We start from the raw sequence: 23,204 nt of genomic DNA on the forward strand, positions 1-23,204 counted from the left end.
AAAACTATTGTTCTCCGCTTAGCTGAAGCATGGCTTTGCGAATGGCTTCATTTTTGCGTTTGCGTTGCAATACAGTGGGGGCAGCCATCCGTTCTTTGCAGTCAAACGAAGGACAACGTTCGCACGTTTCGTTGACTTCGCGTTTGGGGATGTCGGCATTGTTCAAAAACTTAATCTTCGCCCGCACATTATTGTCCAATCGAATACCCATGGAAACGCTTACGTTGAGGTTGGGAGTTGGAGACATCGGCTTGGCAAAAGCCACCACAAAGTATTCGTCTTGGGTGTCCATGTAATGCGAAATCTGCATTCGGCACAAGGTATGTTGGTACTGGCTTTTTGACTGTAAATCAGCGAGTTCCTGTAAAATTGTCAACGCTACCCAGCGGCGGCAGTAGTGTTCGTCGCGTACGGTATGGGGGTTGTGTTTTCGGGCGATGTGCATTTCTTTGGTGAGGTCAAAACGATTTTGACCCGCAAAATTGTTGAAACGCAAAAAGAACAATTGGCTGATTCCAAAGTACTTAGGGAGAATGTTGCTCAGTCGATAGCAGAAAGACTCGGGGGTACTGTGGAAATATTCGATTAGTTGGACGAGGGCTTCGCCGTCAAATTGGGGTTGCTCAAAAAAGTGACTTAGTTTTTTGGCAAGTACCTTTCCTTTGATAATGATTGCACTCGCAAAATAAGAAGCTTTGTAGTTATTCAGAAGCTGCTCAAACGACTCGGCTTCCACTAAGTGCGTGGTATTGAGGCGGTTCTTGAGCTTCATGTATTGATAGCCTAATTCCCGACCGTAAATAAAAGCACGCTGGTTGGCATCGAGTTGGGGACTGACCAGTAAGCGCAATTTGTCTCCTCGCGGAACGAGCATTGACCGAATACCGATGAGTTCGGGGTATTTTTTTTCGTCGATAAACTGAATTTCGTAGGGGTAGTTTTTAACCAACAAATCCGCCAAGTATTTGTCGTTTAAAATCAACTCCTCGGGGACTTGGTAGTGGGCCAAAAACTGCTCGGCTTCTTGTTCCAAATCCTCAAAATAATTGTCGTACATCTCTTGGTACGTGCGCAAAGCCGAGAAGTAAAATTGCTCAACCGACATGTTGTAGTTGCGGGCAATTTCGATCAGCGTTCCGATAAAAGCACTGAGCTTCGTGGGGGCATCGGAGAGCATTTCGAGCAAGTCGGCGGGGTCGATGCCAAACAAATCTAAGGGAAGTTCGGTCAGGATATTTGACTGAAGCAGTTCCGAAATAGGTTCTAATTTTTTACTGAGCTTAATCGAAACCAACGAATCATATTCTACTTCAAGGGCACGTGAAAGTGCAATGATTTTGTCAGATTTAGGGTATTTTTTCCCTTTTTCAATTTCATTGATGTAAGAAATAGAAAGCCCCGTGCGCTGTGACAAGTCGCTGAGAGACAGTGATTTGTCGAGGCGAAGTTGTTTTAGTTTAAGTCCAAAAACGAGGCGAATATTATCTTGGTTCAGTGGCACTTGATGAGCGGATGAGTAAAACATGAGGAACTCGAAAACCTGGGCTTCGCTTTCCTATTGATTGATTTGGGTAAATTTAGCACTTTTTCTTTAATCGCCATAGCCGCCGCCCCCTGGGGTTTCGATACAAAGCGTATCGCCCGTATCGACATCGATGCTGCAAATCCCTGCCAAGACTTCTTGCGTTCCGTTAGTACGGGTCAGGGTTTGCTGGCCTACTTTGCCATTTTGCCCTCCCACCAGCCCATAAGGAGGCACAACGCGGTGCTGGGTAATGAGCGTCACGCGCAGCGGAGCCAAAAAGGCCACTTCGCGGATGATTCCATCACCACCTTTCCAGCGTCCTTCCCCGCCCGAATGCGTCCGAACAGCGAAGTTTTTGAGACGGACAGGATAGCGCCGTTCGAGTTCTTCGGGGTCGGTGATGCGGGTATTGGTCATGTGTTGGTGAACGGCCGAACGGCCGTCAGCGCCTTGGCTGGCACCCGTCCCGCCGCAGATGGTTTCGTAGTAGCCAAAAGCACTATTTCCAAACAAAAAGTTATTCATTGTTCCTTGACTACAAGCCGATAACTCAAAGGCTTTGAGGAGGGTATCCACCAATCGTTGGCTGACTTCGGTATTGCCCCCCACAACGGCGGGGCATTCGGTGGCTTCATCGCTAAAAATAGGATGCAAAAAGCTGTTTTCGGGCAAACGAACCTCTACGCCTTGCATTAATCCTTCATTGAGCGGGATGTTTTTGTTGACCAGCAAACGAAGGACGTACAAAATGGCGCTGTAAATGATGGAGACGTTGGCGTTGAGGTTGTTAGGGTGGCAATCGGAGGTGCCCGTAAAGTCAAACACAATTCCTCCCGCTGCGTTTGGCTGTATTGACACCTGAATGCTATGCCCGTCATCAAGCGATTCGGACGCCTCAAAAACGCGGTTTTTATACGGTAAAAAAGCCTGTTGGAGGGCTTCAAAAGCGTTGCTTTTCAGTAACTTCATGTACCGATGCACCTTCGTCAAACCATGCTGCTCGACCAGCTGTTGGAGCGCCCATTCGCCTGAGCGCAGGGAAGCCAAAGCGGCGTTGATGTCGGCAATATTTTCGGTCAAAGCGCGGGTAGGGTAGGGCGCATTGGTGAACAGTTCGGTAACGGTTTCCCACTGCATTTCACCATTTTTAACCAAATACGTGGGCAATAAAACCACTCCTTCTTCCACCAACGAGGTTGCATCGGGAGGCATAGAGCCTGGTGTTTTTCCGCCTATTTCGGCGTGGTGAGCGCGGTTGATGACATAGCCGATAAGTTCTCCCTCAGGGGTAAAAACGCCCGACAGAAGGGTAACATCAGGTAAATGAGAGCCGCCGTACTTGGGATGATTGGTAATGATGACATCGCCTACGCCAATGTTGATTTTTTCCCGAACGAGCCGCGCACAGACGCCCAAACTCCCCAAATGCACAGGAATGTGCGGGGCATTGACCAACAACTCGGCATCGGCATCTAGCAATGCACACGAAAAATCAAGGCGTTCTTTGACGTTGACTGAGAACGCCGTTCGCTGCAATTGAGCGCCCATTTCCTCCGCAATCGCCATAAAACGGTTGGTAAATAGCTCTAGTTCAATGGCTTCGCTTTGGGCGTCAACGATACTATTCCGTTTTTCTACCAAAGTGACTACGACGTCAGTAGTAGGCGTGATGACGGCTTGCCATCCTTCGGGAATAAAACTGGTAGAAGTAGTATTGAGCAACACCGCAGGTCCCGAAAAGTAATCGCCTGGGTTCAATTGATTCCAGTCATAAGCGGGGTATTTTGCTTGGTGAATGGGACTGGCAAGTTGTTGTAATTGAGCGGTTTCGGTTGTTGCTTGGCTGGCCGCTTTTTCCGAAACGACAACTTTGATACTTTCTACTTCGATGGTCAGGTTGTTGGGACAGTAACCAAACAAACGGCGGTATTTATCGTAAAAATGTTCCTCAATTTCGTCTAAAGTAAGGGTTTTCTGCGCGGGGACGGCTACCTCTATCGTACTTTCTTGGCCTTTGAAACGTAGATACAACAAAGCGAGCGCATTTTCTTTGTCAATAAGTTCCGTACCATCTTGTTGGAGAAGCTGAGTGCCTTGTTCTGTCAGCTGGTTCAAGCGTGAAAAAAGCGTTTCATTTATTTCGGACAAAGGTAAAAGTACTTGCTGAGTAACAATGCGTTGGGCAGAGGCTTGACCCATGCCATAAGCACTCAAAAGCCCTGCATCGTAGGGAAGAATAACGGTTGAAATACCGAGAATTTCGGCCAATTGGCAACCGTGTAACCCACCTGCTCCTCCAAAGGTAAGGAGGGGATATTCTTTGGGTGAAAAACCTTTGGCGACAGAAATCCGACGGATGGCCTCGGCCATTTTTTCGTTGGCAATTTGTTCAAATCCCCGCAGCAATTCTTCTTCCGAAATCGCTTGTTGGGTTTTTGCAAAAATCTGATGCTGAATGGTTTGAAGAGCTTCTTTGGCTTTGTCAACCCGAACGGGAATCCCAAAACGAGAGGTGTCGAGTTTGCCCAAAAGTAAGTTGACATCCGTGATGGTTAAAGGGCCTCCTGCACCGTAACAAGCGGGGCCAGGATAAGCACCTGCGCTTTCGGGACCGACGCGTAGTTGATGCCCGTCGAATCCGCAAATGGAACCACCACCAGCCGCCACGGTTTCGATGGCGAGGGTGGGATTGTGGAGTTCGATGCCTTCGATTTTGGTGATAAATTCTAAATCCAATTTTCCGTCAAAACGCGCGGTGTCAGTGCTGGTTCCACCCATGTCGAAGGTCAAACAGCGTTCAAAACCAAGGCGTTTGGCAATGGCCGCCGCGCCTACCATTCCACCCGCTGGGCCGCTTAAGAGGCTGTCTTTGGCCTGAAAACTTTCGGCGCTTACCAAGCCACCCGCGCTGGTCATTACCCTGACCGAGTGATTGGAATGGACGCTGTTTTCTAGGCGAAAAGAGGCGGTAATGTTGTTTAAATAATCCGAAAGAATCGGTTGTAGGTAGGCGTTGACGAGGGCCGTTTGGGTACGTTTTAGGTAATTAATCCCCGCGTATAAATCGGTTGAACTACTGACGTAGCGGTGGCCTTGCGCCAAAAAGTGACGTTGGACAGCTTGTTCGTGCGCTGGGTTTCGGTAACTGTTGAGGAAAGAAATAGCAATGGATTCACCCGCGTTTTTATTAGAAACAGGCAGTGTCAGTGCTTCTATTTCAGTGCCTGAGGCATCGAGTCGTTCTTCAACCTCAACCACATGCTGATACAAAAGCGTGGGTTCAGGAATGGCAATTTGAAACAAATTAGGGCGTTGTTGTGTCCCGATTCGCAATAAATCTTTGAACCCTTTGGTCACAAAAAGGGTGACTTTCGCGCCTTTTCGTTCCAAAAGCGCATTGGTGCCTTTGGTCGTGCCAAGCCGCATCGACAAGGGTGGAAAAGCGCTGCCGAGCGGCGTTTGCGTCACAATCCTTGTCGCCAATACAGGCGCTTCTTCGTGGGTTGTAATTTCAAAATCGACGGAGTCGCCATCCAAGTAAAGATCATGGGAAAGCGTTAATACATTGCCTTCAACCGCCGTTATGTGGAGAAAATCGGTTTGACCAACGATTCGGAAGGAAAAACCAATAATTAATTCAGGGGGAAATGCCCAAGACGAGGAAATTTGGACTTGATGAGAGGCTACTTTTTGTTCAATTCTACCTCGTAAAAAGCTGCTACTAAGTACTTTGGTTCGGAGAAGGTCTTGAGAAGGAGTAAGCGCAAGGCAGTCGGTAAAAGTACCGCCTGTATCAATCCAAATGTGCCACATAATGAGGGGGGTATTTAAAATAACTTCCCGAAAGTGGGCTCACTTTCGGGAAGTTTAAAGGATGATTCTGATAAAAAATTACTTTCTTTTTCGATGTACTTGCCCTTGCGTGAGCCAAAGAAATAAAACGGTGACACTTACCAAATAAATCACGTTGCGGGAGTCAACCAAACCACGCCCCAAATCGGCGTATTGTTGGTCGAGCGAAATCCACGAAATGGGATACGACAAAGAACCCCAAAAATCAAGTTTGGCCACGGCGCCTATGCCCGCAAAAAGTAAAAAGCTGATAAAAACGCCTAACACAAAAGCGACGATTTGGTTGTCGCTCAGGGAAGACGCCCATAGTCCAACGGCGACAAAAACAGCAGCCAATAAAACCAAACCAATGTATGAACCAAAAACGGCGCCAGAGTCCACATTTCCCACAGGGCTACCTAATTGATACACCGTGATGTAGTATAAAATGGTAGGGGCTAGGGTGAGAATAATCAATACCCAATCGGCTAAAAACTTCCCAATAACAAGGTGCCAATCGCTCAATGGTTTGGTGAGCAACAACTCTATCGTCCCGTTGCGAAACTCTTCAGCCAACGACCGCATCGTAACGGCAGGAACAAGAAAAAGCAAGACAAAAGGAGTAAGGTTAAAAAACGAAGTCAGGTCGGCATACCCGTAATTGAGGAGATTGGTGTCGGGAAATACCCACATCAATAGCCCTACAGCGGTCAAAAATACCGCCATGACGATATAGGCCGTCAGCGAGCTGAAAAAGGCATTGATTTCTTTTTGGAAAATGGCAAACATTAGTAGCTAATTACGAATTGGGAATGAGGAATTACGAATGGAGGTCTTTTTATTCAAAATCAAAGGGTTTATCTTTTTTCATAATGGCAGAAACGATCAATGAAATGATGAATCCCATAAGGATGGCCATAAAAATGCCAATTGCGAAAGTGATGCCAGGTGTTGAAAATTTGGAGCTCATTTCTATCGCAGCATCAATCTGGGCATCATCCATGCCACGGTTTTCTAAGTCTTCTCTGGTTTTATCCAGAATTTGTTGGCGTAAAGTAGGATCCACAAATTCGTTGTAAATATAGTTGTAAACACCTGCTAAAAAGCCACCAATACCCGACAATAAGGTACCGATACCAAGACCTTGGCCATAAGACATAAAACCACCATTTTGGGTGCGAAATTCTTTCATTCCCATGATCATCGCAAGTATAGGAATGATAATGCCCAGCCAAGCAAGTCCTGGGTTGGTTACTTGGCCAGTTACATAAATAAGGGTACTAAAAATCATTGAACCAATTCCTGAAATAGCACCCCATTTTAAGGCGGCGCGGGCTGTAGTAGGTTGTTGTTCCATAAAGTAGCTTAGTTTAGTGGTAATTAATCTTGAAGTTTGCGTTTCAATTCAAAACTTTCTCCTAAATACAAACGACGCACTTGTGGGTCGGCGGCGAGTTCTTCGGGTGTTCCCTGTTTTAAGATTTTACCTTCAAACAACAAATAGGCGCGGTCGGTGATGGAGAGGGTTTCGGATACGTTGTGGTCGGTGATGAGAATGCCGATGTTTTTGAATTTTAATTTTGAAACAATGGTCTGAATGTCTTCGACGGCAATGGGGTCAACGCCAGCAAATGGTTCATCGAGCAAAATAAATTTAGGGTCAACGGCCAGACAACGCGCAATTTCCGTCCTCCGACGTTCGCCACCCGACAGTACCATCCCTTTGTTTTTACGGACGTGGGTAAGGCTAAATTCTTCCAGCAGTTCTTCACATTTGGCTTTTTGGTCGGCTTTGCTCAGGTTGGTCATTTCAAGGACGGCGATGATGTTTTCTTCGACGGTCAGGGTTCTAAACACAGAAGCTTCCTGCGCCAAATAGCCAATGCCCAAGCGCGCACGCTTGTACATGGGCAAATCGGTGATTTCTTTATCGTCGATATACACATGGCCGCTGTTGGGTTTGACAAGCCCCGTTGCCATGTAAAACGATGTCGTTTTACCTGCGCCGTTTGGTCCCAACAATCCGACGATTTCACCTTGCCCAACTTGGTAGCTGACGTTGTTGTTAACAAGGCGTGAACCGTATTTTTTTATCAAATTTTCTGTTCTGAGAATCATAATTTTCTGTTCAACCTTCTTCAAATCGTATGTCTTTCAAATACAACTGTAACGTCGTCTTATCGCGAAACGTATTTTCTTCGATGGTATAAGCGATTGAAAATGGCTTGCCCGACATAAGTTTTGGGTAAAAATCGACCATGCCAAAGCCAATCGCAGTGTATTTGGTGGGGCCTTGCGGACTGGGCTGAAACACTTCCAATTTTAAATGCTTTTCCTTCATCAACGTCGGATTTCCGCTCATTCTCACTTGGTGACTCGCAAATACGGGTGTCATGTTTTCGGGACCAAAAGGAGCCATCTGCTTGACGATGCCGTAAAATTTGGGCGTAATGGCATTGAGATCCAAATCCATATCAATCTCAATCAGCGGTGTAAGTTGCTCTGGGCGAATGCGTTCACTTACAATGTCATTGAACTTTTTGCGGAACGCATCAACGTTTTCAACGGGCAACGAAAGCCCTGCGGCAAAGGTATGACCTCCAAATTGTTCTAATAAATCGGAGCAGGCTTCGATGGCTTCATACACATCAAATCCAGGGACGGAGCGCGCCGAACCCGCCGCTTTGCCGTGCGAATTGGTGAGGATAACCGTTGGGCGGAAAAAATGCTCGATGCAGCGGCTCGCCACAATTCCCACGACGCCTTTGTGCCAATCTTCCTTATAAAGCACCGTACTGTTGGCCGATAGCATCCATTCATCTTCACGAATCATGTTCAGGGCTTCGTCGGTAATGCTGGTGTCAAAATTTCGGCGGTCGCTGTTGTGTTGATTGATTTCTTGGGCAAATGCTTCGGCCTCCGTTTTATCTTTTGACAAAAGAAGTCGAACCGCCTCTTTGGCGTGCGCAATCCGCCCAGCGGCATTGATCCGTGGCGCTAGTCCAAAAACCACACTGTTGATATCGAGTTCGTTGCGCAGTCCTGCCAGTGCCACGAGGGCATTGATGCCAGGTCGTTTGTGTTTATTAAGCTCTTTAAGACCCAAAAAGGCCAACGCACGGTTTTCTCCCGTAATATGCACAATATCAGCAGCAATGCTGACGACCAATAAATCAAGTTGTTGGTACAAAACCTCTTCATCCCCCATTCCTTGTTCGCAAAGGGCTTGTAAGAGTTTAAACCCGACGCCGCAACCCGTCAATTCTTTGTAAGGATAAGGGCAATCTTCACGTTTGGGGTCAAGAACGGCCACCGCAGGAGGAAGATGCTGGTCGGGGCGGTGGTGGTCGCAAATGATAAAGTCGATGCCGCGACGTTGGGCTTCGGCTACTTTATCGGCCGATTTGATGCCACAGTCGAGCGTTACAATGAGCTTAACCCCTTGTTGTTCGGCATAATCAATTCCTTGCCACGACACCCCGTACCCTTCGGTATATCGGTCGGGGATGTAGTATTCGAGCTGTGTGTAGTATTTTTTGAGAAAACCATAGAAGAGCGCCACCGACGTAGTGCCGTCCACGTCGTAATCTCCATAAATGATGATTTTTTCGTTGTTTTCAAAAGCACGTAATAATCTCGCTACGGCTTTGTCCATGTCCTTCATTAAGAAAGGGTTATGGAGGTGAGCGAGCGAAGGTCTAAAAAAGTCTTTGGCTTCGTCGAAAGTCGTAATACCACGTTGCACAAGGAGTTGTCCCAAAAATGGATTGACATTGATGGATTTGGCAAGGGCTTCCGCTTGGATTTGTTGCGATTCTGAAAGTGTCGTTCGGTATGTCCAACGTTTGGTATTCATAGCTTGCAAAGTAACGAAAATATAGTCAATTCCGTTTAGGTATCCCAGAATCTATTCCGAGTTGTTTAGATATTTTTAACATTCCCTTGCCAAAATAGGTAAGGGTTTTTACATTTGCTTTACAATGAATCCTGACCTCAAAAAATACCTCGCTCGACTTGCCTACTTACGTAGCGCTTGTTCATTTGTTCCCTAACGAGCAAGGTTAAAGCCCCTCTGTGGGCAACTCTTTTTCTTCCCAATTTCATTCCAAAAATCAACAAACTACCATGCAAAATGTATTAATCATTGGCTTGGGGAAAGTGGGCTCATTGGTGGCTACTTTGCTCCACAAGCGTTTTAATGTCAAAGGGTTAGATAAGCGCAAGCCTAGCCGAAGCTTTGCTTTTGAGGTGATTGAAGGCGATGTGACCGACGAAGCCTTCATCGAACGTACCTTGTCGGAGTTTGACGCCGTTGTATCGTGTATGCCCTACAACCTCAACTTACCGATTGCGCGTGCAGCCTTTAAAAACGGTATTCATTATTTTGACCTCACCGAAGATGTTCCGACCACAACGGCAATCAGAGAAATGGCCGACACTCACCGTGCTGTGATGGCGCCGCAGTGCGGATTGGCGCCAGGGTTAATTGGAATTGTGGGGGCTGATTTAGCCAAACGTTTCGAGCGTTTGCGTGATATTGAGCTTCGGGTGGGAGCATTGCCAAGGTACCCCAATGGGTTGCTGGGGTATTCTTTTACGTGGTCGCCTGCGGGAGTTATCAACGAATACATCAACGACGCTGAAGTGATTCAAAACGGCGAGCGCAAAATGGTGTCGTCGTTGGATGGTATCGAAGTCATTAACATTGAAGGGCAGGAGTTTGAGTCGTTTAGCACGTCGGGAGGGTTAGGAACTATGTGCGAAACCTACCTTGGAAAAGTGGATACCCTCAACTACAAGACGATTCGTTATCCAGGTCATGCCAAGCTGATGCGCTTCATGCTGTACGAACTAATCCTGAAAAACAACCGTCAACAGTTGGAAGAAATCTTGACTGCGGCCAAACCACCCGTCAAAGAAGACGTCGTGTATGTCTATGCCGTTGTGGAAGGTTGGCAGGCCGAGGGGCTTGCGCGCGAAGAGTTTTATCGGGCGTATCACCCCATAGAAATAGATGGTGTGCATTGGCGGGCTATCTCGTGGACAACGGCGGCTTCGGTAGCGGCAGTGGTAGAGATGGTAGCCGATGGCACATTGCCGCAGCAGGGATTTATCAAACAAGAAGAAATACCATTTGAAGCTTTTTTAGCGACTACCAATGGTAGCTTTTTTAAAGAGCGATAATGCGTATTTAAAAATATAGTGTCTTATAAGTGACTTTCAGACAGAGAGTTCCGTATATGATTGTAAAACATTAATAAAAAACCATTTCTAGATTCGAGTTAAAAATCTCATGACAAAAAAAATAAATCGTCAGACTGCACTTCGTGCCTTGGTTGGAGTAGGCGGAACACTCCCCGTGTTGGGACAAGAACGTTCCAAAAAAGAGTTAAAAGAGTTTCAAGAAGAGTTTAGCGTGGCCTGGCGCCGTTCGCTCGACTATTCTTTGACGATTATTGGGCAAATGCCCGAAGAGCATTTGGACTTTCATTATACCCCCGAAGCCATGACTTTTCGCGGGCAGTTTGTGCACTGTATTGTATTTACTGCCATGCAATTTGCGGGAAGGTTCGATATCCCTAACCCTTACGATACCAAAAATGATTGGCAAAAACTTTCAAAAGCCCAACTCATCGAAGAAATGAAGGGTTTTTATGCGTGGGTTGAAAAGGTCGTTGGCGAACTTCCCGCCGACCGACTTGCTCGTCATGAAGGGTATGCAGGTGGAAAAATTCAAGCGTGGCGTTTCTTCTACGCCATGGAAAACCATATTATTCACCACCGCGGACAAGCGATTTGTTACTTACGCCTGAAAGGTGTCACTCCTGAAGGATACGTAGGTTGGTAGGTATAATCTTGGTATGTTAAACCTATTAAATTGATTTTTAGTAGGTTTAATTATGAGTTTTTAGTATAGTATGTATATATGTATAGTATTTTATTTAACCATTAATTACCCATGAACCAAAGCTTACTAAAGTTCCGCCAAAGAATAAAGCTAACCGTTGTGTTGGTTTTGTACGTTCAACTCGTGTTTTCCCAAAACTTAGTGGTTTGGGAATTATCAGGAGCGACGGGGAGTCAAACAAGTAATACCCCTTCAACCCTTACAACTGGTATCAATTCGGGTCTTTTAAACCGTGGGGCTGGTATCACAGCCTTTGGATTTTCGGGGTCTATCAATGCCAATGGCTGGTTTAGTTCTACTGCGCCAACCACACTGACCGATGCAATTACCAACAACGATTATTACCAATTTAGCCTCACCATTGCAGACGGATATAAAGCAAAACTGACGGGGGTTGGGCTTGTACTTCGCTCATCAAATACGGGGCCAAACAAAGTCACTTTACGAAGCAGCGTAGATAATTATGGGGCAGATTTGGGAGGTGCGATAGTGACCACCGAACCTCTTTGGGAAACAATTACTTTTGCCAATGCGTTGACCAATGTTGCGGGTACGATTACTTTTCGGCTATATGGTTACGGTTCGGCGGCTAATGCAGGCTCAAATCCTGGATTAACAGGAACGCTACGAATTGGTGCAGGGGCAATTGCGGCTGATAATGATTTGATAATCGTAGGAACGGTTGCCCCAACCGTAAGCCTGGCAGCCAGTAGCACTTCGGGAAGTGAAGCGGATAAAACTGAAATAACCTTGACGGCAACAACCAACTCTAATGTAGCAGGCGACCAAACGGTGGAAGTAGCTGTTTCGGGAACGGGAGTTACAACGGGCGACTACACATTGTCGGCAACCAAAATAACGATTCTGAATGGTAAAAACTCAGGAAGTATCACCTTCAAAGTTGTCGATGATTTTATTGCAGAAACTACCGAAATAGCCACTCTTACCGTCATCAATCCTTCTTCGGGGGTTAGTTTGGGAGAAACCACTTCGCAAATGATTACGATTACTGACAATGATGTTTCAGGTATTATTTTGACAGAATCGGGAGGTTCTACGAAGGTAAAAGAGGGGGCAGAAACGGATAGCTATACAATAGTGCTCAAAAGTGAACCTATGGCGAATGTTACGATTAACATCACTCCTGGAGGACAAACAACTACCAATCCTACAAGCGTTGTTTTTACACCTGCCAACTGGAATATTGCTCAAACAGTGATAGTTACGGCGGTGGACGATGTCCTAATTGAAGGTACTCATACGGAAACAATTACCTATACAACTAGCAGTGAAGATGCAAATTATAATGGAATTGTTATGCCAGCAATGACGGTGACAATTGCGGACAACGATGAAGCATTTAATTGTCCAACATTGATTGCTTCAAGCAGTACAAATGTAGAAATATGTTCAGGTGACAATTCGACGGATGTTTCCTTGACTTCCACTCGAAATGATTTGGATGTAAAACTTGTCTATTTTACCTCGGCACAGACAGGTACATCTATGTATTCGGGAGGTACTTCGCTCGGGAGTTCGTTGACGCCTACGGGGGCAAGTTCGCCCTATCTTCTCAGTTTTAATGACTTGACTTTTCCAGTCAATTCGACGGGGGCTGCTGTTAACTATTACGTGTATGCCATTCTTGACGTAACAGATGCCCAGTTGACCGAAATTGCATGCCGACCTTACCTTTCTTTTGAAATAACAATCAAGCCTCTGGTGACAGCTTCGGTGGTAATTTCATCGGACGACTCAGATAACAGTATCATTGCTGGAACAACTGTAAACTTCACGGCAGTAGCAACCAATGGAGGCGATGCTCCGAGTTTTCAATGGAAGAAAAATAACCAAAACGTAGGTACTTCTAGTACTACTTATACGGATGCGCAACTGGCAGATGGTGACGTCATTAGCTGCGTTTTGACGAGCAATGTTACTTGTGCCGCTTCTACTTCGGCGACCAGTAATGAAATAAGCACGAAAGTGAGCCCTGCTGAGGTGGTGTGTGTGACCCCAACGGCTTTTGAAGTAACTGGCGGGGGGAGTTTTTGCGCTGGTGGAGATGGCGTTGAGATAGGGTTAGCTAATTCTGAAACGGGAGTAAAATACCAATTAAAGAAAGGAGATGACAATGTAAACGCCCCCATTGAAGGCACGGGAAGTGCAATTTCGTTTGGAAAAATAGCGATTGCTGGAACGTACACCGTTGTCGCAACGCGCACAGTCGGCGGATGTTCAGCCACTTTTTCAACCAAAACAGTGAAAATTGAAACAACACCAACTCGTTTTACCGTAAGCGGAGGAGGAAGTTATTGTGCAGGAAATGAGGTAGTTATTTCATTGAGTAATTCGGAAACAGGTGTTTCGTATTCGTTAGTCAAAGATAATGCGGTGATTTTAAGCTCAAATGTAGCTGGCACGGGCAAAGGAATAAAGTTTGCAGGAGTGGCGACGAGTGGAATATATACCGTTGAAGCATCATTGGGCAATTGTAACATTGGTATGGAAGGAAGTGCGGCTATCGTGTTCAATGAGCCCATCAATGCGAGTATTTCGGGAAACAGTGAAGTTTGTAAAAATTCACCGTCACCATCGGTAACTTTTTCAGCGACGGGTGGAACGAGCCCATATACTTTTGTTTACTCGCTCAATGGAGAACCAAACCAAACGGCCACAACTTCAACGGTATCAGTCCCAACCAGCACCACAGGGGTATTTACTTATACGTTGGTAAGTGTGACGGATGCCAATGGTTGCACTGGAACAGTGAGTAATACAACTGCCAAAATTTCGGTGGTGGGTGCCCCTCGCATAACTCTTTCTGTGCAACAAACGACTGTTAATGAAGGAACTTCTCACGTTTTTTGTGATACTGATTCGAATCCTGTGAACCTTTTACAGTTTACGGTTTCGGGTTTGTGCGTTTCGGGTTCGTCTGTTATTTGGCGTGTGCAAGTTGGCAATGGCGCTTGGAGCGATTGGTCAGGCACCTCACCAGCTTCCCAATTGTCTAATAACCAACCTTACCGTTACCAAGCCGCCTGTGATATTAATTGTCCCGCTACGTTTACAAGTCCAATGGAGGTTACAATCAACCAGCGTGCTTCTGTTCCTCAAGCGGTTTCTCTGACGGCGGATGGTGTCAACGTTGTGGCTGGTGAAACCAAGGAAGTGTGTAGCTCGGCCAGCCAAGGGCTATTATTTCATGTCACTTGTGCGGTTGGAGAGGTGGTTGTTTACTCAGTTGATGGGGGTGAGTATAGCGCCACAATCCCAGCGGCTTTGATAAACAATCAGTTTCACAATTACCGTGTGCGTTGCCGAAAATCGGACGGAACGGCTTCGTGCGTTGAAAGTGAGTCGGGGGTGATGCGCTTAAAATTGGTAGCGATGCCAGCGGCGCCAACTGCGGCACTGTCATCAACCGTAAGCTGTCAAGCGGGCGCAAATTTTAGTGGACAAGCTTCGTGCGGAAACTTGAAAACGGTATGGTACAATGCCCTCACGGAGGCCGCACTTCCTAACCTTCCTACGACGATTCCAGCGGTGACTACTTCGTATTATGCACGCTGCCAGACCGAAAATGGGTGCTTGAGTGGAAAAAGTAACGTCGTAACATTCACCGTAAACCCAGTTCATATTGCTCCAATCGTAACGGTAAGTCAAGCCTCAGTTTGTATGGGGACTACTGTGACTGTCTCGGCCAATTGTCCCGCTGGCAGTAGTACTTTTTGGAATACAGGCGTGACATCGCCAAGTTTCGACGTATCGTTTAACAACGTAACAAAGCAGTCTTATTGGGCCAAGTGCATTTTTGAAGGAGGTTGCCAAAGTTTGGAAAGTGCGCATCAGGACATACGCTGGAATGCTTTTGTGTTGACGCTGATTAATCTAGGCCAAAGTCAGTCGGCAGTAAAGCCAACAAACAACCGCGATGACTGGAAAAGTAACTTTATTGGCCGAGATGGTGGGGCAGAATTGGAGCAAAGTACGCAGCAAAATCCGACGTTGTATTTTGTCGAAAATACCAATAAAACCGCGCCTCGTTACTGGACAATCAACGTGGATGCTTGTGGCTTAGGTACAGGTGGCTCATTGACTTTTGATTTGTTGGCAACGCCAGAAATGGGCGTCATTCGTTCGTACAATACCCATGAAAACAATGCCCCGTACTTTATGTATGCCAACCGCGAAGGCTGGACGGAGCTTTACGGACCCAATCATCCCGCGTATGGTTTTTATGAGGACAATGGAAGTGGCGGGAACGTTTATGACGCTGGGCTACCGAAAGGTTTGTACAAATTGAGTGTGCGTTATTGGGACATGAAAGGATGGAGAAGCATTTATCCTGCTACCCGTAAGCCACAAGGCAACGTGTTGGCGTATCAAGAATACTGGTTCAGAATTCAGTCCAAAGATGGAGTAGGTGTCGGAGGAGCGCGGACAGCAGAGAGCAATCAGCAGGTAGCAGTGAGTGAAGGGGCAAAAAGCAAGGGGCAAATGGCAGGGGGTAAGGAGCAAGCATTTGCTACAGTTCTCCCCAATCCAGTTACAAATATCCTCCGTCTTCAGGTGCAAGACCGCAAGGGGCAGTCGGTGCAAACAACACTGACCGACGTTTCGGGCCGTGAAATTTTGAGTCGTCAATTTGTGCCCGATACCAATAATCACCGTGAAGAAATGGCTACTGAAGGACTTGAGTCAGGAGTTTATTTCTTAAAAGTTGTTGCCAACAATCAACAAACTACCCTGAAAGTGGTGAAGATGCCGTAAAAGAGTTGGATTTTACCAAAATGAATTAACAAGGCCCGCTACGGCGGGTCTTGTTGTTATAAAAGCTCGGTTGGGTCAATGAGCCTGTGTTTGATGGCAAAAAGAACCAAACCCGCTGAGTTACGAGCGCCCGTTTTTTCGAGCAAATTGTTGCGATGCCCATCGACAGTACGAACGCTAATAAAAAGTTGGTCGGCAATTTCTTGGGCAGTTCGTTGTTTACAAATGAGGCTAAGTACTTCCATTTCCCGTGACGTGAGGGTAGAAGGGATGTTATCGGTGAGCGTAATTTTTTGACGCTTATTCGTCAGCCGATTTTTCATGGCGTTCAGAAACGCCTCGTTGAAGTAAAAATCTTTGTCAATAACTGTCCGAATGGCTCGTTCTACTTCTTCAGGCTCAACGTTTTTGAAAAGATAGGCATTTACCCCCAGTTCCATCAAATGAGTTACAAAACGGTCTTCGCCATAGACCGAAAGTATAATTATTTTGATAGAAGGATAGTGTACGTGGAGGAGCTTGGTGGTTTCAATTCCATTCAACTCAGGCATCGACAAATCAAGCAAGACCACGTCGGGAATGGGTTCAAAATTTTGAAGCGAATCAAGTAGAATACGGCCGTTATCAGCCTCTAACACAATCGAAATATTCTCAAAAGTATTGATAATTGACGCCATTCCGCGCCGAAAAAGTACTTGGTCGTCGGTAATGGCTACGCGGATGTTTGCCATAGAATTAGTATGCGGAAAGAGGAACGTTAACGGTCACTTTGGTCCCTTGATTGGGTTGGGTAATAAACTGCAATGTACCATCAAACATACGGGCACGAGTTTCGATATTTTTAAGACCTAAGCTTTTTTTGCGATAAGCCTCGTCAAAATCAAAACCGCGCCCGTTGTCGATGTAAAGTAGGGTAAGTTGGGTGTTTTGCTTTTGAACTGTAATCTGAATTTGAGTTGCTTGTGCGTATTTAATGGTATTATTGAGCAATTCTTGCACAAGTCGGTACAACATCAAGTTGAGCGAAACGCTGGCTTCGGGAATGTCCTCAATTTGCCAGTCGATGTCGGCCTCAGTCAGTTCAAGCGATTTTTCGCACAACCCTTCGATGGCATAACTCAATCCAAACTCTTCTAATCCGCTGGGGAGTAGGTCGTTAGAGATACGTCGAACGCTATCAATGGTTGCGTCAATCAGTTCTTTGTATTTTTTGGTTAAGGAAACGATTTCGGGCGAAATTTTTGACTCAGCAGGCATTTGGCCTACCAACAAGCGCATGGCCGAGAGTGCAGCCCCAATTTCGTCGTGCAAATCACGGGCAAGCCGTTTTCGCTCCGACTCAATCCCCTCCAACGTACTGTTGATGAGTTCTTGTTGGTATTTAAGTTCCATTTTTCTATAGTTTAATTCTTGACGAAATAGACGGCGTTGGTAAAGTACAATAAACCCTACCACGCAACCTACCAGTAAAATCATCACAAACGACCCACCGAAAATAGCAAGGTATAAATCTACTTCTGATGAGGACTGTTCCATAAACCTATTCCAATTAAGATGTACAAAAGGGCTATCAGGCACGAATGTAACCCCCACGACATGTAATTGAAAGCTTTATTTTCTTTTAAAATGACGTTGCTTAGGATAAACAAAACGAGGTTGCCCGCAAAGTAGAGCAAGAAACCCGTGTTTATCCAAAAAATGGGTTGTTGAGTAGGGTTTTTAGAACTAAGTTCAATCAATAGTTTGTAAAAACATAAAAGCGAAAAAATAATCACCAAAAGGGCTTCTAATCCCCGAGAATAGGTGTTGAACTCCGTGATTTTTTGAATAAACAAGGAGTTCAACACAGCAAATCCCGTAAAGAAAACCATCAAACTAGGCACTAAACGACGACTATAGAAATAGCCAAAAAAGCTAAAATAAAATAACGCAATGAGGTTAAATTCTAACACAGTATATAAATGAAGTATGGGTAAATTGGTGCCAAATACTTCACTAAACCACGTGGCAGTTAACTCCGTTAAAAGTCCAAGACCTAGAAATGCAATGACGTACGTACGTTCTTTCTTAATAAATCTATATCGGTAAAGTGCAATTCCGATTGGAAATATCAAGAAGTAAATCGTATGATAGAGCATCCATGTCAAGAAATCTTGTATCATTTATTTTATAGCTAATTTTTAATCGCAAGATGAGCCGTCAGGAGCTGGTATAAAAAGAGGGCTTTTGGGGTCGCAAATAGGCGGACAAGGGCGACTCACATCGAAAACTTGGTAATCACCTCGAACTTCTTTCCCTGTAGCTATATCATAGACTGTTTGCTCTCCAATCAAATCAATGATGACATCTTTGTCATCGCCGTCATAATCTTTAATGGTTGTCCCTTTTACCGCTGCACTTGCAATGATAATACAAGGTTCATACCCAAGTTTTGTGTCAGGGTTTGGTTTAAGTCCAATATAGATACGGGCATATTCGGTGTCAGGTTGAGCAAGGGCTTCAACAAAATCGGCACGGCGAACTACAAATGCGCGTATGTCTGAAGGTTTAAAATCAGGGTCATTGGCAGGGTTGGCATTGATCCAGTTTGATACCCACGACTGGGCGTCGGCTAGGGGTACTGCTACTGATTGCCATTCGTTTTCTTGGTCTTTGGTTACGTGCGTACTCATGAGTCTTTTTTTAAGTTGAGGGATGATTGATTGAAAAATCTAAATATAAAGAAAACGTACAAATCTAGGGGCTTCCCCAGCTAGAATTATAGGTAAAAATGCCTGTTTTTGGTATATAGGTAAAATTACGGGGTTGGTATAGGTTAAAATGCCCGTTTTGAAAAAAGGGTATTTTAACGGATACGGAGGCGGTAGATGTTTTTCAATTTTGTATCGGCTTAAACAACTAAGTCATGGTTAATTGCTCAACATAATTTTACCCAACGTTATGAAAAACTCTTCAAAATTTTAAACTATTAACTTTTCACGTTATGAACTACACATTTAACAAGACCACTTTTCGGTCGTTTTATCCTGATTGCGAAGAAACCAATGACGGTACCGCAATTGAGTACAAAGTGGAAGACTCAAACTATCGGGTTTATTATCCAACCAATGTCGTTAAAACATCAACGACGATGCAAATGACGGTTCAGCTTGACCATATCAGGGGAGGGGCAACCGATGACCACGTGATACTTGTTCTCAATTATGACGATAAAGCCCATTTATCGAGCGTAAGTTATACGTGGGAAGCTGGAAATGACGGGTACCAAATTCCAGAAACACTCATCAAGGCCGTCGATATTGCCTTTGACGTAGCGGGTTTACTGGGTGCTTTTGAAACAGCAGGAATTTCGGAAGAAGTAGCCGAAGGAACAAAAGAAGTATTCGACGTATGTTGCAAAGCGTACAACGATATTTCCAAAATTGTGGTGAAATGGAGTGACAACGGAGGACGTATGTACTTCATCCCTGTGGTTTGTCACAGTATCATTCGCCTCACTAATTCGGTATCTGTTTAATTCACCCTTAACTTCCTATTGTCATGAACTTCAACTATGATACTTTTAGCTCGACTTTAGATACCTACGATGACGTAGATGTAAAACATAGCAGCACAAACCATGGCTGGTTTTACAAAGATTCAAAAGATGATTCTGATTTTAACTTGGTGGTAGAATACTCGTACGACGATGATCACAACTACCGTACGTGGCGCCAAGAATTGACCAAGATGGAAGGCAATTCTGGTCTGTTGGTTTCTACCAAAATCGACCATATTCGCGGAGATAACCAAGACGACCATTTGATCTTGATGGCCTGCTACAACGCCGTTGGAGTGATTTGTTATGCTCAGGCGTTTGTGCAAATGAAAAACGAAGACCCCATTCAAACCGATATTATCACAACAGGTGACATTCCTGATCAAATTCACGACCAAATACAGGCGCACATCAAAGACGATTATGGTATTAATGGAAGTACCGATGGTCGCAAAAAAATTCCACACATAGCCAAAGTGAATCTTTACAGCATGGCGGCAGCAGTTAGTGTTTAATTATCAATTGGTTTCATTTTTATCTTTACTCAACGTTATGGCAAGTTTACAAGACAGTACCCCGTTTCAAAACGTGGTGTTTAAAGCATCGCACAATTCGTACGATCGGAAGGAAAGCCTTTCAGAACAACTTACCTTGAAATCTCCCATCTATCAATGTGGATGCAGAGGGATAGAACTCGACATTTGGCGACATTCAAGTGATTCGATGAATGATGGGTATTTTACCGTGAATCATGCGACGAATGGAGGGCCAAAATTATCTGTGTATTTGGATCAATTATCAGATTGGCATACCAAAAACCCTGGCCACGATGTAATTTGGGTTATGTTGGACATCAAAAGTGACCAAGGTGATGAAGGGCTATTTCCAGATGAAATAGATAACTATCTGACAACCTATTTTGGTCGTGAATTGATAAAAACACCACATGACCTTTTTCCAGGTTTAACAGATTCCAACAAACTCTCAGATGTAGTCCAGGCACAAGGCTGGCCCACCCTTGGCTCGTTAAAAAATCATTTTATCTTTTGCCTGAGTGGCAACGAAGATTGGAAGAAAGTGTATTATCGAAAAAACCGTTCGCAGCGTATCTGTTTTGCCGATTGTGACAACGCAGACCAGCTAACTGTCCCAAATTCGAGGGTTGTCTATAACGTAAAGTCAGGCAGCGGAAAACAAGCTGATTTTAATGATTTGATGCAGAAAAAAATCTTGATTCGCGTCTATGACGTGGACAGTGAGGGCGATTGGGACAAGGCAATGGGCATGGGAGCGAATATTTTAGCGACCGACAAAGTGTCAGATTACTCTTGGGCGGAGGTATCACCACGGGATTTATATGCGGCCCAAACGCATTTGTAGAAATAGTTAACCGTTTGCAAAAAGCGACTTGGAGAGATTTCAAGTCGCTTTTTGCGTTTATTGACTTCCAGTGCTTATTTCAAAGGGCGTAGGTAATAGTATTTTCGCAGATTGATTATGATGTAAAATGTAAAATAGTATAGCTTTTGAAAGAAATTCCAGTTAAAACAACGTCGATAAACTGTTGCCCAATGGTACTGCGCTACTTTCCACTTATTCCATGATTTGTTGTGGGGATGTAAACGATAGAAAGCCAAGGGGATGTCGATGCCATAAAAATGATACTTTGTTTGTTGCAAAGTTTTGGCCCACAGCACATAGTCTTCCTGAAAAAAAAGATCGGTTGGAAAATATAAGTTACCTACTTTGTTTCTGTCGTACATGACTGTCAGGCAGCCGATGGGATTAGAATAAAAAAAATCGTGGTATTTTATGATCGGTTTAACTTTCAGAATGTGAGGATGAATTTGGCCTTCGTGGTTAAATGTTTGATAAGAAGTAACGCTCAAGGCATGGTTATTTTTTTGCATGAACTCATACTGAATTTCTAATTTTTGGGGTAGCCAGCAGTCGTCAGCATCTAAAAAAGCAATATAGCTACCAGCGGCATGTTGGGTGCCTAAGTTGCGCGCTCCAGCTGAGTATAATTTCTGGTGACTACAAATAAGCCTGATTCGGGGGTCATTTTTGGCGTATTTTTGGGCAATTTCAGTTGTTCTGTCAGTCGATACGTCATCGACAATCAGCATTTCCCAATCTTGAAATGTTTGGGCAATGACGGAGTCAATGGCTTGTCCTAAGTATTTTTCACAGTTATAAGCTGCTGTAATGATAGAAATCATTGGCCAAGAGGTAGGGTAGGGGTGTTATGGATTACAGCTTCAAAATCATCAAAATATAAGTAAGGCGTAACGACAAATACTAGAATGACGATGAAGTTGAAGTAGCTACACATATACGTACTAATCATTGTATAAATAAAGCAAAGGCATAATCCACGGTAGGTAGGATTATTAAATTCTTTTTGAAAATGGTTAATTTTATTGAAAGTAGAAACATAAAACCACATAAATAACAAAAATCCCCAAATCCCGAATTCGGAAGCAATCTTGGCGGGTAAAAATTTAACAGTAAAATGGGCATCCAACTGCATCCTTTCAGATAATAGTGGATTGGTGAGCATATTGGGGAAGTAATCGGACATCAGTTGTGGGAAAATGTAATAGAAACTTTCTCCGCCAATTCCTAAAAAAGAAGAATCATAGAGCGACAGAAAACCCAGTAACGGCGTTCCAAAACGTTCGAGAAAAGAATAATCTTCTTGTAGCCAATAAGTGAGTCTATCGGCACTAAAGCTACTTAGCAAATCACCTACGATACTGAGGTGATGAACCGTGTATTCGATAAGAAAATAATCTCTAAGTGAATAGGCTAACCCGATAAAAATAAGACCAACGCTCACGTTAGAAAATAACCTCCGAAAATTGACTTTGGTGCAAAATAGCCAGTATATAAATAAGCTACCAATAAATGCTACGTACCCAATCGAGGAGCTTATCAACAAAAATAATACGAATAAAACGGTTAGATAGATACGTCGAAAGGTAGGGTTGTCGTGATAAAATGAATAGACCCAAAAGAGTACAATTAGCACATAAGTGGCCGCGTGGGAGGCTTCGGTAGTGGTAAGTTGCGGACGGTCGAGTAAGGGGCGATAGCTGAATAAACTGGTAAATAAATTGGCAATGGGCATGGGTAGTAGCCCTTGAATAGCAAAAAACTGAACGTAACCAATGCCAATTGGAAGAACAGAAGATAAAATGAGGCTATAGGTCAGGAGTCGAATAACTTCAGTGGTAGAAAACCGTTCGAGCAAACCTTTCAAAAAATGGCGGCAAGTAGCAATGGTAATCACTGATAAGGTGCCCGTGATACAAAACTTGAAGAGTCCCCGAAAATCGTGGTAAACAAAGTAGGCTTTAGCAAAAGTGAATAGTAGGAGTACCAAGAGTCCTAGCCATAAACGGATTTCAAAGACAGAAATACTTCTGGATTTTAATTTTTGCAAAATCCAGTAAACCAGCAAAATAACGGTAGATAGGGGTCTGTTTTCGTTGTTGAGTGGTAAAAGTGGAAAGCCATCGACTGAAACGAAGAGAATTGCCCACACAAATAGTTTTTCTAATTGTGTCAGTTGTGTCCGCAAATAAGCTAATTGGTAAAGCAGTTCTCTCATTAACACCCTT

The 23,204-nt window shown here is 44.5% G+C and carries 18 protein-coding genes; 6 read left to right on the forward strand and 12 right to left on the reverse strand.

Features of this window, described 5'->3' with window-relative positions; genetic code table 11:
• Nucleotides 1-4: 4 nt before the first annotated feature.
• From FHS57_RS04085 to recJ, 6 genes are all read right to left on the reverse strand, one after another.
• The gene (locus tag FHS57_RS04085) at nucleotides 5-1,525 is read right to left on the reverse strand and encodes a helix-turn-helix domain-containing protein (RefSeq protein WP_221225538.1); all 1,521 of its coding nucleotides are present in this window, start codon (nucleotides 1,523-1,525) and stop codon (nucleotides 5-7) included.
• A gap of 66 nt (nucleotides 1,526-1,591) precedes the next feature.
• Nucleotides 1,592-5,338 (reverse strand): hydantoinase B/oxoprolinase family protein, encoded by a 3,747-nt coding sequence (locus FHS57_RS04090; protein WP_183971608.1) that lies wholly within the window; start codon nucleotides 5,336-5,338, stop codon nucleotides 1,592-1,594.
• 78 nt (nucleotides 5,339-5,416) lie between these two features.
• Nucleotides 5,417-6,145 carry a gliding motility-associated ABC transporter permease subunit GldF gene (gene gldF / locus FHS57_RS04095; RefSeq protein ID WP_183971609.1) on the reverse strand — a complete coding sequence of 243 codons (729 nt, stop codon included), beginning with the start codon at nucleotides 6,143-6,145 and terminating at the stop codon, nucleotides 5,417-5,419.
• A 49-nt stretch (nucleotides 6,146-6,194) separates the two neighbouring features.
• Nucleotides 6,195-6,713 carry a DUF4199 domain-containing protein gene (locus FHS57_RS04100; protein WP_183971610.1) on the reverse strand — a complete coding sequence of 173 codons (519 nt, stop codon included), beginning with the start codon at nucleotides 6,711-6,713 and terminating at the stop codon, nucleotides 6,195-6,197.
• Nucleotides 6,714-6,736: 23 nt separating this feature from the next.
• Nucleotides 6,737-7,474: an LPS export ABC transporter ATP-binding protein gene (gene lptB, locus FHS57_RS04105; protein ID WP_028526415.1), complete on the reverse strand. Its 738-nt coding sequence runs from the start codon at nucleotides 7,472-7,474 to the stop codon at nucleotides 6,737-6,739.
• Nucleotides 7,475-7,484: 10 nt separating this feature from the next.
• On the reverse strand, nucleotides 7,485-9,212 hold the full coding sequence (gene recJ / locus FHS57_RS04110) for a single-stranded-DNA-specific exonuclease RecJ (RefSeq protein ID WP_183971611.1): 1,728 nt from the start codon (nucleotides 9,210-9,212) through the stop codon (nucleotides 7,485-7,487).
• Between the two features lie 269 nt (nucleotides 9,213-9,481).
• Here recJ and FHS57_RS04115 point away from each other — a divergent pair, with 269 nt between their 5' ends.
• The 3 genes from FHS57_RS04115 to FHS57_RS04125 all read left to right on the forward strand — a co-directional run bounded on the left by FHS57_RS04115 (nucleotide 9,482) and on the right by FHS57_RS04125 (nucleotide 16,040).
• Nucleotides 9,482-10,540, forward strand: coding sequence for a saccharopine dehydrogenase family protein (locus FHS57_RS04115; RefSeq protein ID WP_183971612.1), 1,059 nt, complete (start codon nucleotides 9,482-9,484; stop codon nucleotides 10,538-10,540).
• A 109-nt stretch (nucleotides 10,541-10,649) separates the two neighbouring features.
• A complete protein-coding gene (locus FHS57_RS04120) occupies nucleotides 10,650-11,204 on the forward strand; it encodes a DinB family protein (RefSeq protein WP_183971613.1) in 555 nt (184 codons plus the stop codon).
• Nucleotides 11,205-11,315: 111 nt separating this feature from the next.
• Complete coding sequence (locus FHS57_RS04125) at nucleotides 11,316-16,040, forward strand: T9SS type A sorting domain-containing protein (protein ID WP_183971614.1); 4,725 nt, start codon at nucleotides 11,316-11,318, stop codon at nucleotides 16,038-16,040.
• A gap of 56 nt (nucleotides 16,041-16,096) precedes the next feature.
• Here FHS57_RS04125 and FHS57_RS04130 read toward each other — a convergent pair whose 3' ends face one another.
• From FHS57_RS04130 to FHS57_RS04145, 4 genes are read right to left on the reverse strand one after another with little or no spacing between them, the layout of a single operon-like run.
• The gene (locus FHS57_RS04130; protein WP_183971615.1) at nucleotides 16,097-16,771 is read right to left on the reverse strand and encodes a response regulator transcription factor; all 675 of its coding nucleotides are present in this window, start codon (nucleotides 16,769-16,771) and stop codon (nucleotides 16,097-16,099) included.
• A 4-nt stretch (nucleotides 16,772-16,775) separates the two neighbouring features.
• Entirely contained in the window at nucleotides 16,776-17,576 is an 801-nt protein-coding gene (locus tag FHS57_RS04135) for a sensor histidine kinase (protein WP_183971616.1), read from the reverse strand.
• Complete coding sequence (locus tag FHS57_RS04140; protein ID WP_221225539.1) at nucleotides 17,552-18,202, reverse strand: hypothetical protein; 651 nt, start codon at nucleotides 18,200-18,202, stop codon at nucleotides 17,552-17,554. The genes FHS57_RS04135 and FHS57_RS04140 overlap by 25 nt, the downstream gene beginning before the upstream one ends.
• A gap of 18 nt (nucleotides 18,203-18,220) precedes the next feature.
• Nucleotides 18,221-18,712: a hypothetical protein gene (locus tag FHS57_RS04145; RefSeq protein ID WP_183971617.1), complete on the reverse strand. Its 492-nt coding sequence runs from the start codon at nucleotides 18,710-18,712 to the stop codon at nucleotides 18,221-18,223.
• Nucleotides 18,713-19,023: 311 nt separating this feature from the next.
• Between FHS57_RS04145 and FHS57_RS04150 the strand changes: the two genes are divergently transcribed.
• From FHS57_RS04150 to FHS57_RS04160, 3 genes are read left to right on the forward strand one after another with little or no spacing between them, the layout of a single operon-like run.
• Nucleotides 19,024-19,557, forward strand: coding sequence for a hypothetical protein (locus FHS57_RS04150; RefSeq protein ID WP_183971618.1), 534 nt, complete (start codon nucleotides 19,024-19,026; stop codon nucleotides 19,555-19,557).
• 23 nt (nucleotides 19,558-19,580) lie between these two features.
• Entirely contained in the window at nucleotides 19,581-20,093 is a 513-nt protein-coding gene (locus FHS57_RS04155) for a hypothetical protein (RefSeq protein ID WP_122929438.1), read from the forward strand.
• A 37-nt stretch (nucleotides 20,094-20,130) separates the two neighbouring features.
• Entirely contained in the window at nucleotides 20,131-20,958 is an 828-nt protein-coding gene (locus FHS57_RS04160; RefSeq protein WP_183971619.1) for a Ca2+-dependent phosphoinositide-specific phospholipase C, read from the forward strand.
• 74 nt (nucleotides 20,959-21,032) lie between these two features.
• Here FHS57_RS04160 and FHS57_RS04165 read toward each other — a convergent pair whose 3' ends face one another.
• Nucleotides 21,033-21,800: a glycosyltransferase family 2 protein gene (locus FHS57_RS04165; RefSeq protein ID WP_183971620.1), complete on the reverse strand. Its 768-nt coding sequence runs from the start codon at nucleotides 21,798-21,800 to the stop codon at nucleotides 21,033-21,035.
• Nucleotides 21,797-23,194 (reverse strand): O-antigen ligase family protein, encoded by a 1,398-nt coding sequence (locus FHS57_RS04170; protein WP_183971621.1) that lies wholly within the window; start codon nucleotides 23,192-23,194, stop codon nucleotides 21,797-21,799. The genes FHS57_RS04165 and FHS57_RS04170 overlap by 4 nt, the downstream gene beginning before the upstream one ends.
• Between the last annotated feature and the right edge of the window lie 10 nt (nucleotides 23,195-23,204).

The sequence above is a fragment of the Runella defluvii genome, from assembly GCF_014195535.1.
GTDB lineage: Bacteria > Bacteroidota > Bacteroidia > Cytophagales > Spirosomataceae > Runella > Runella defluvii.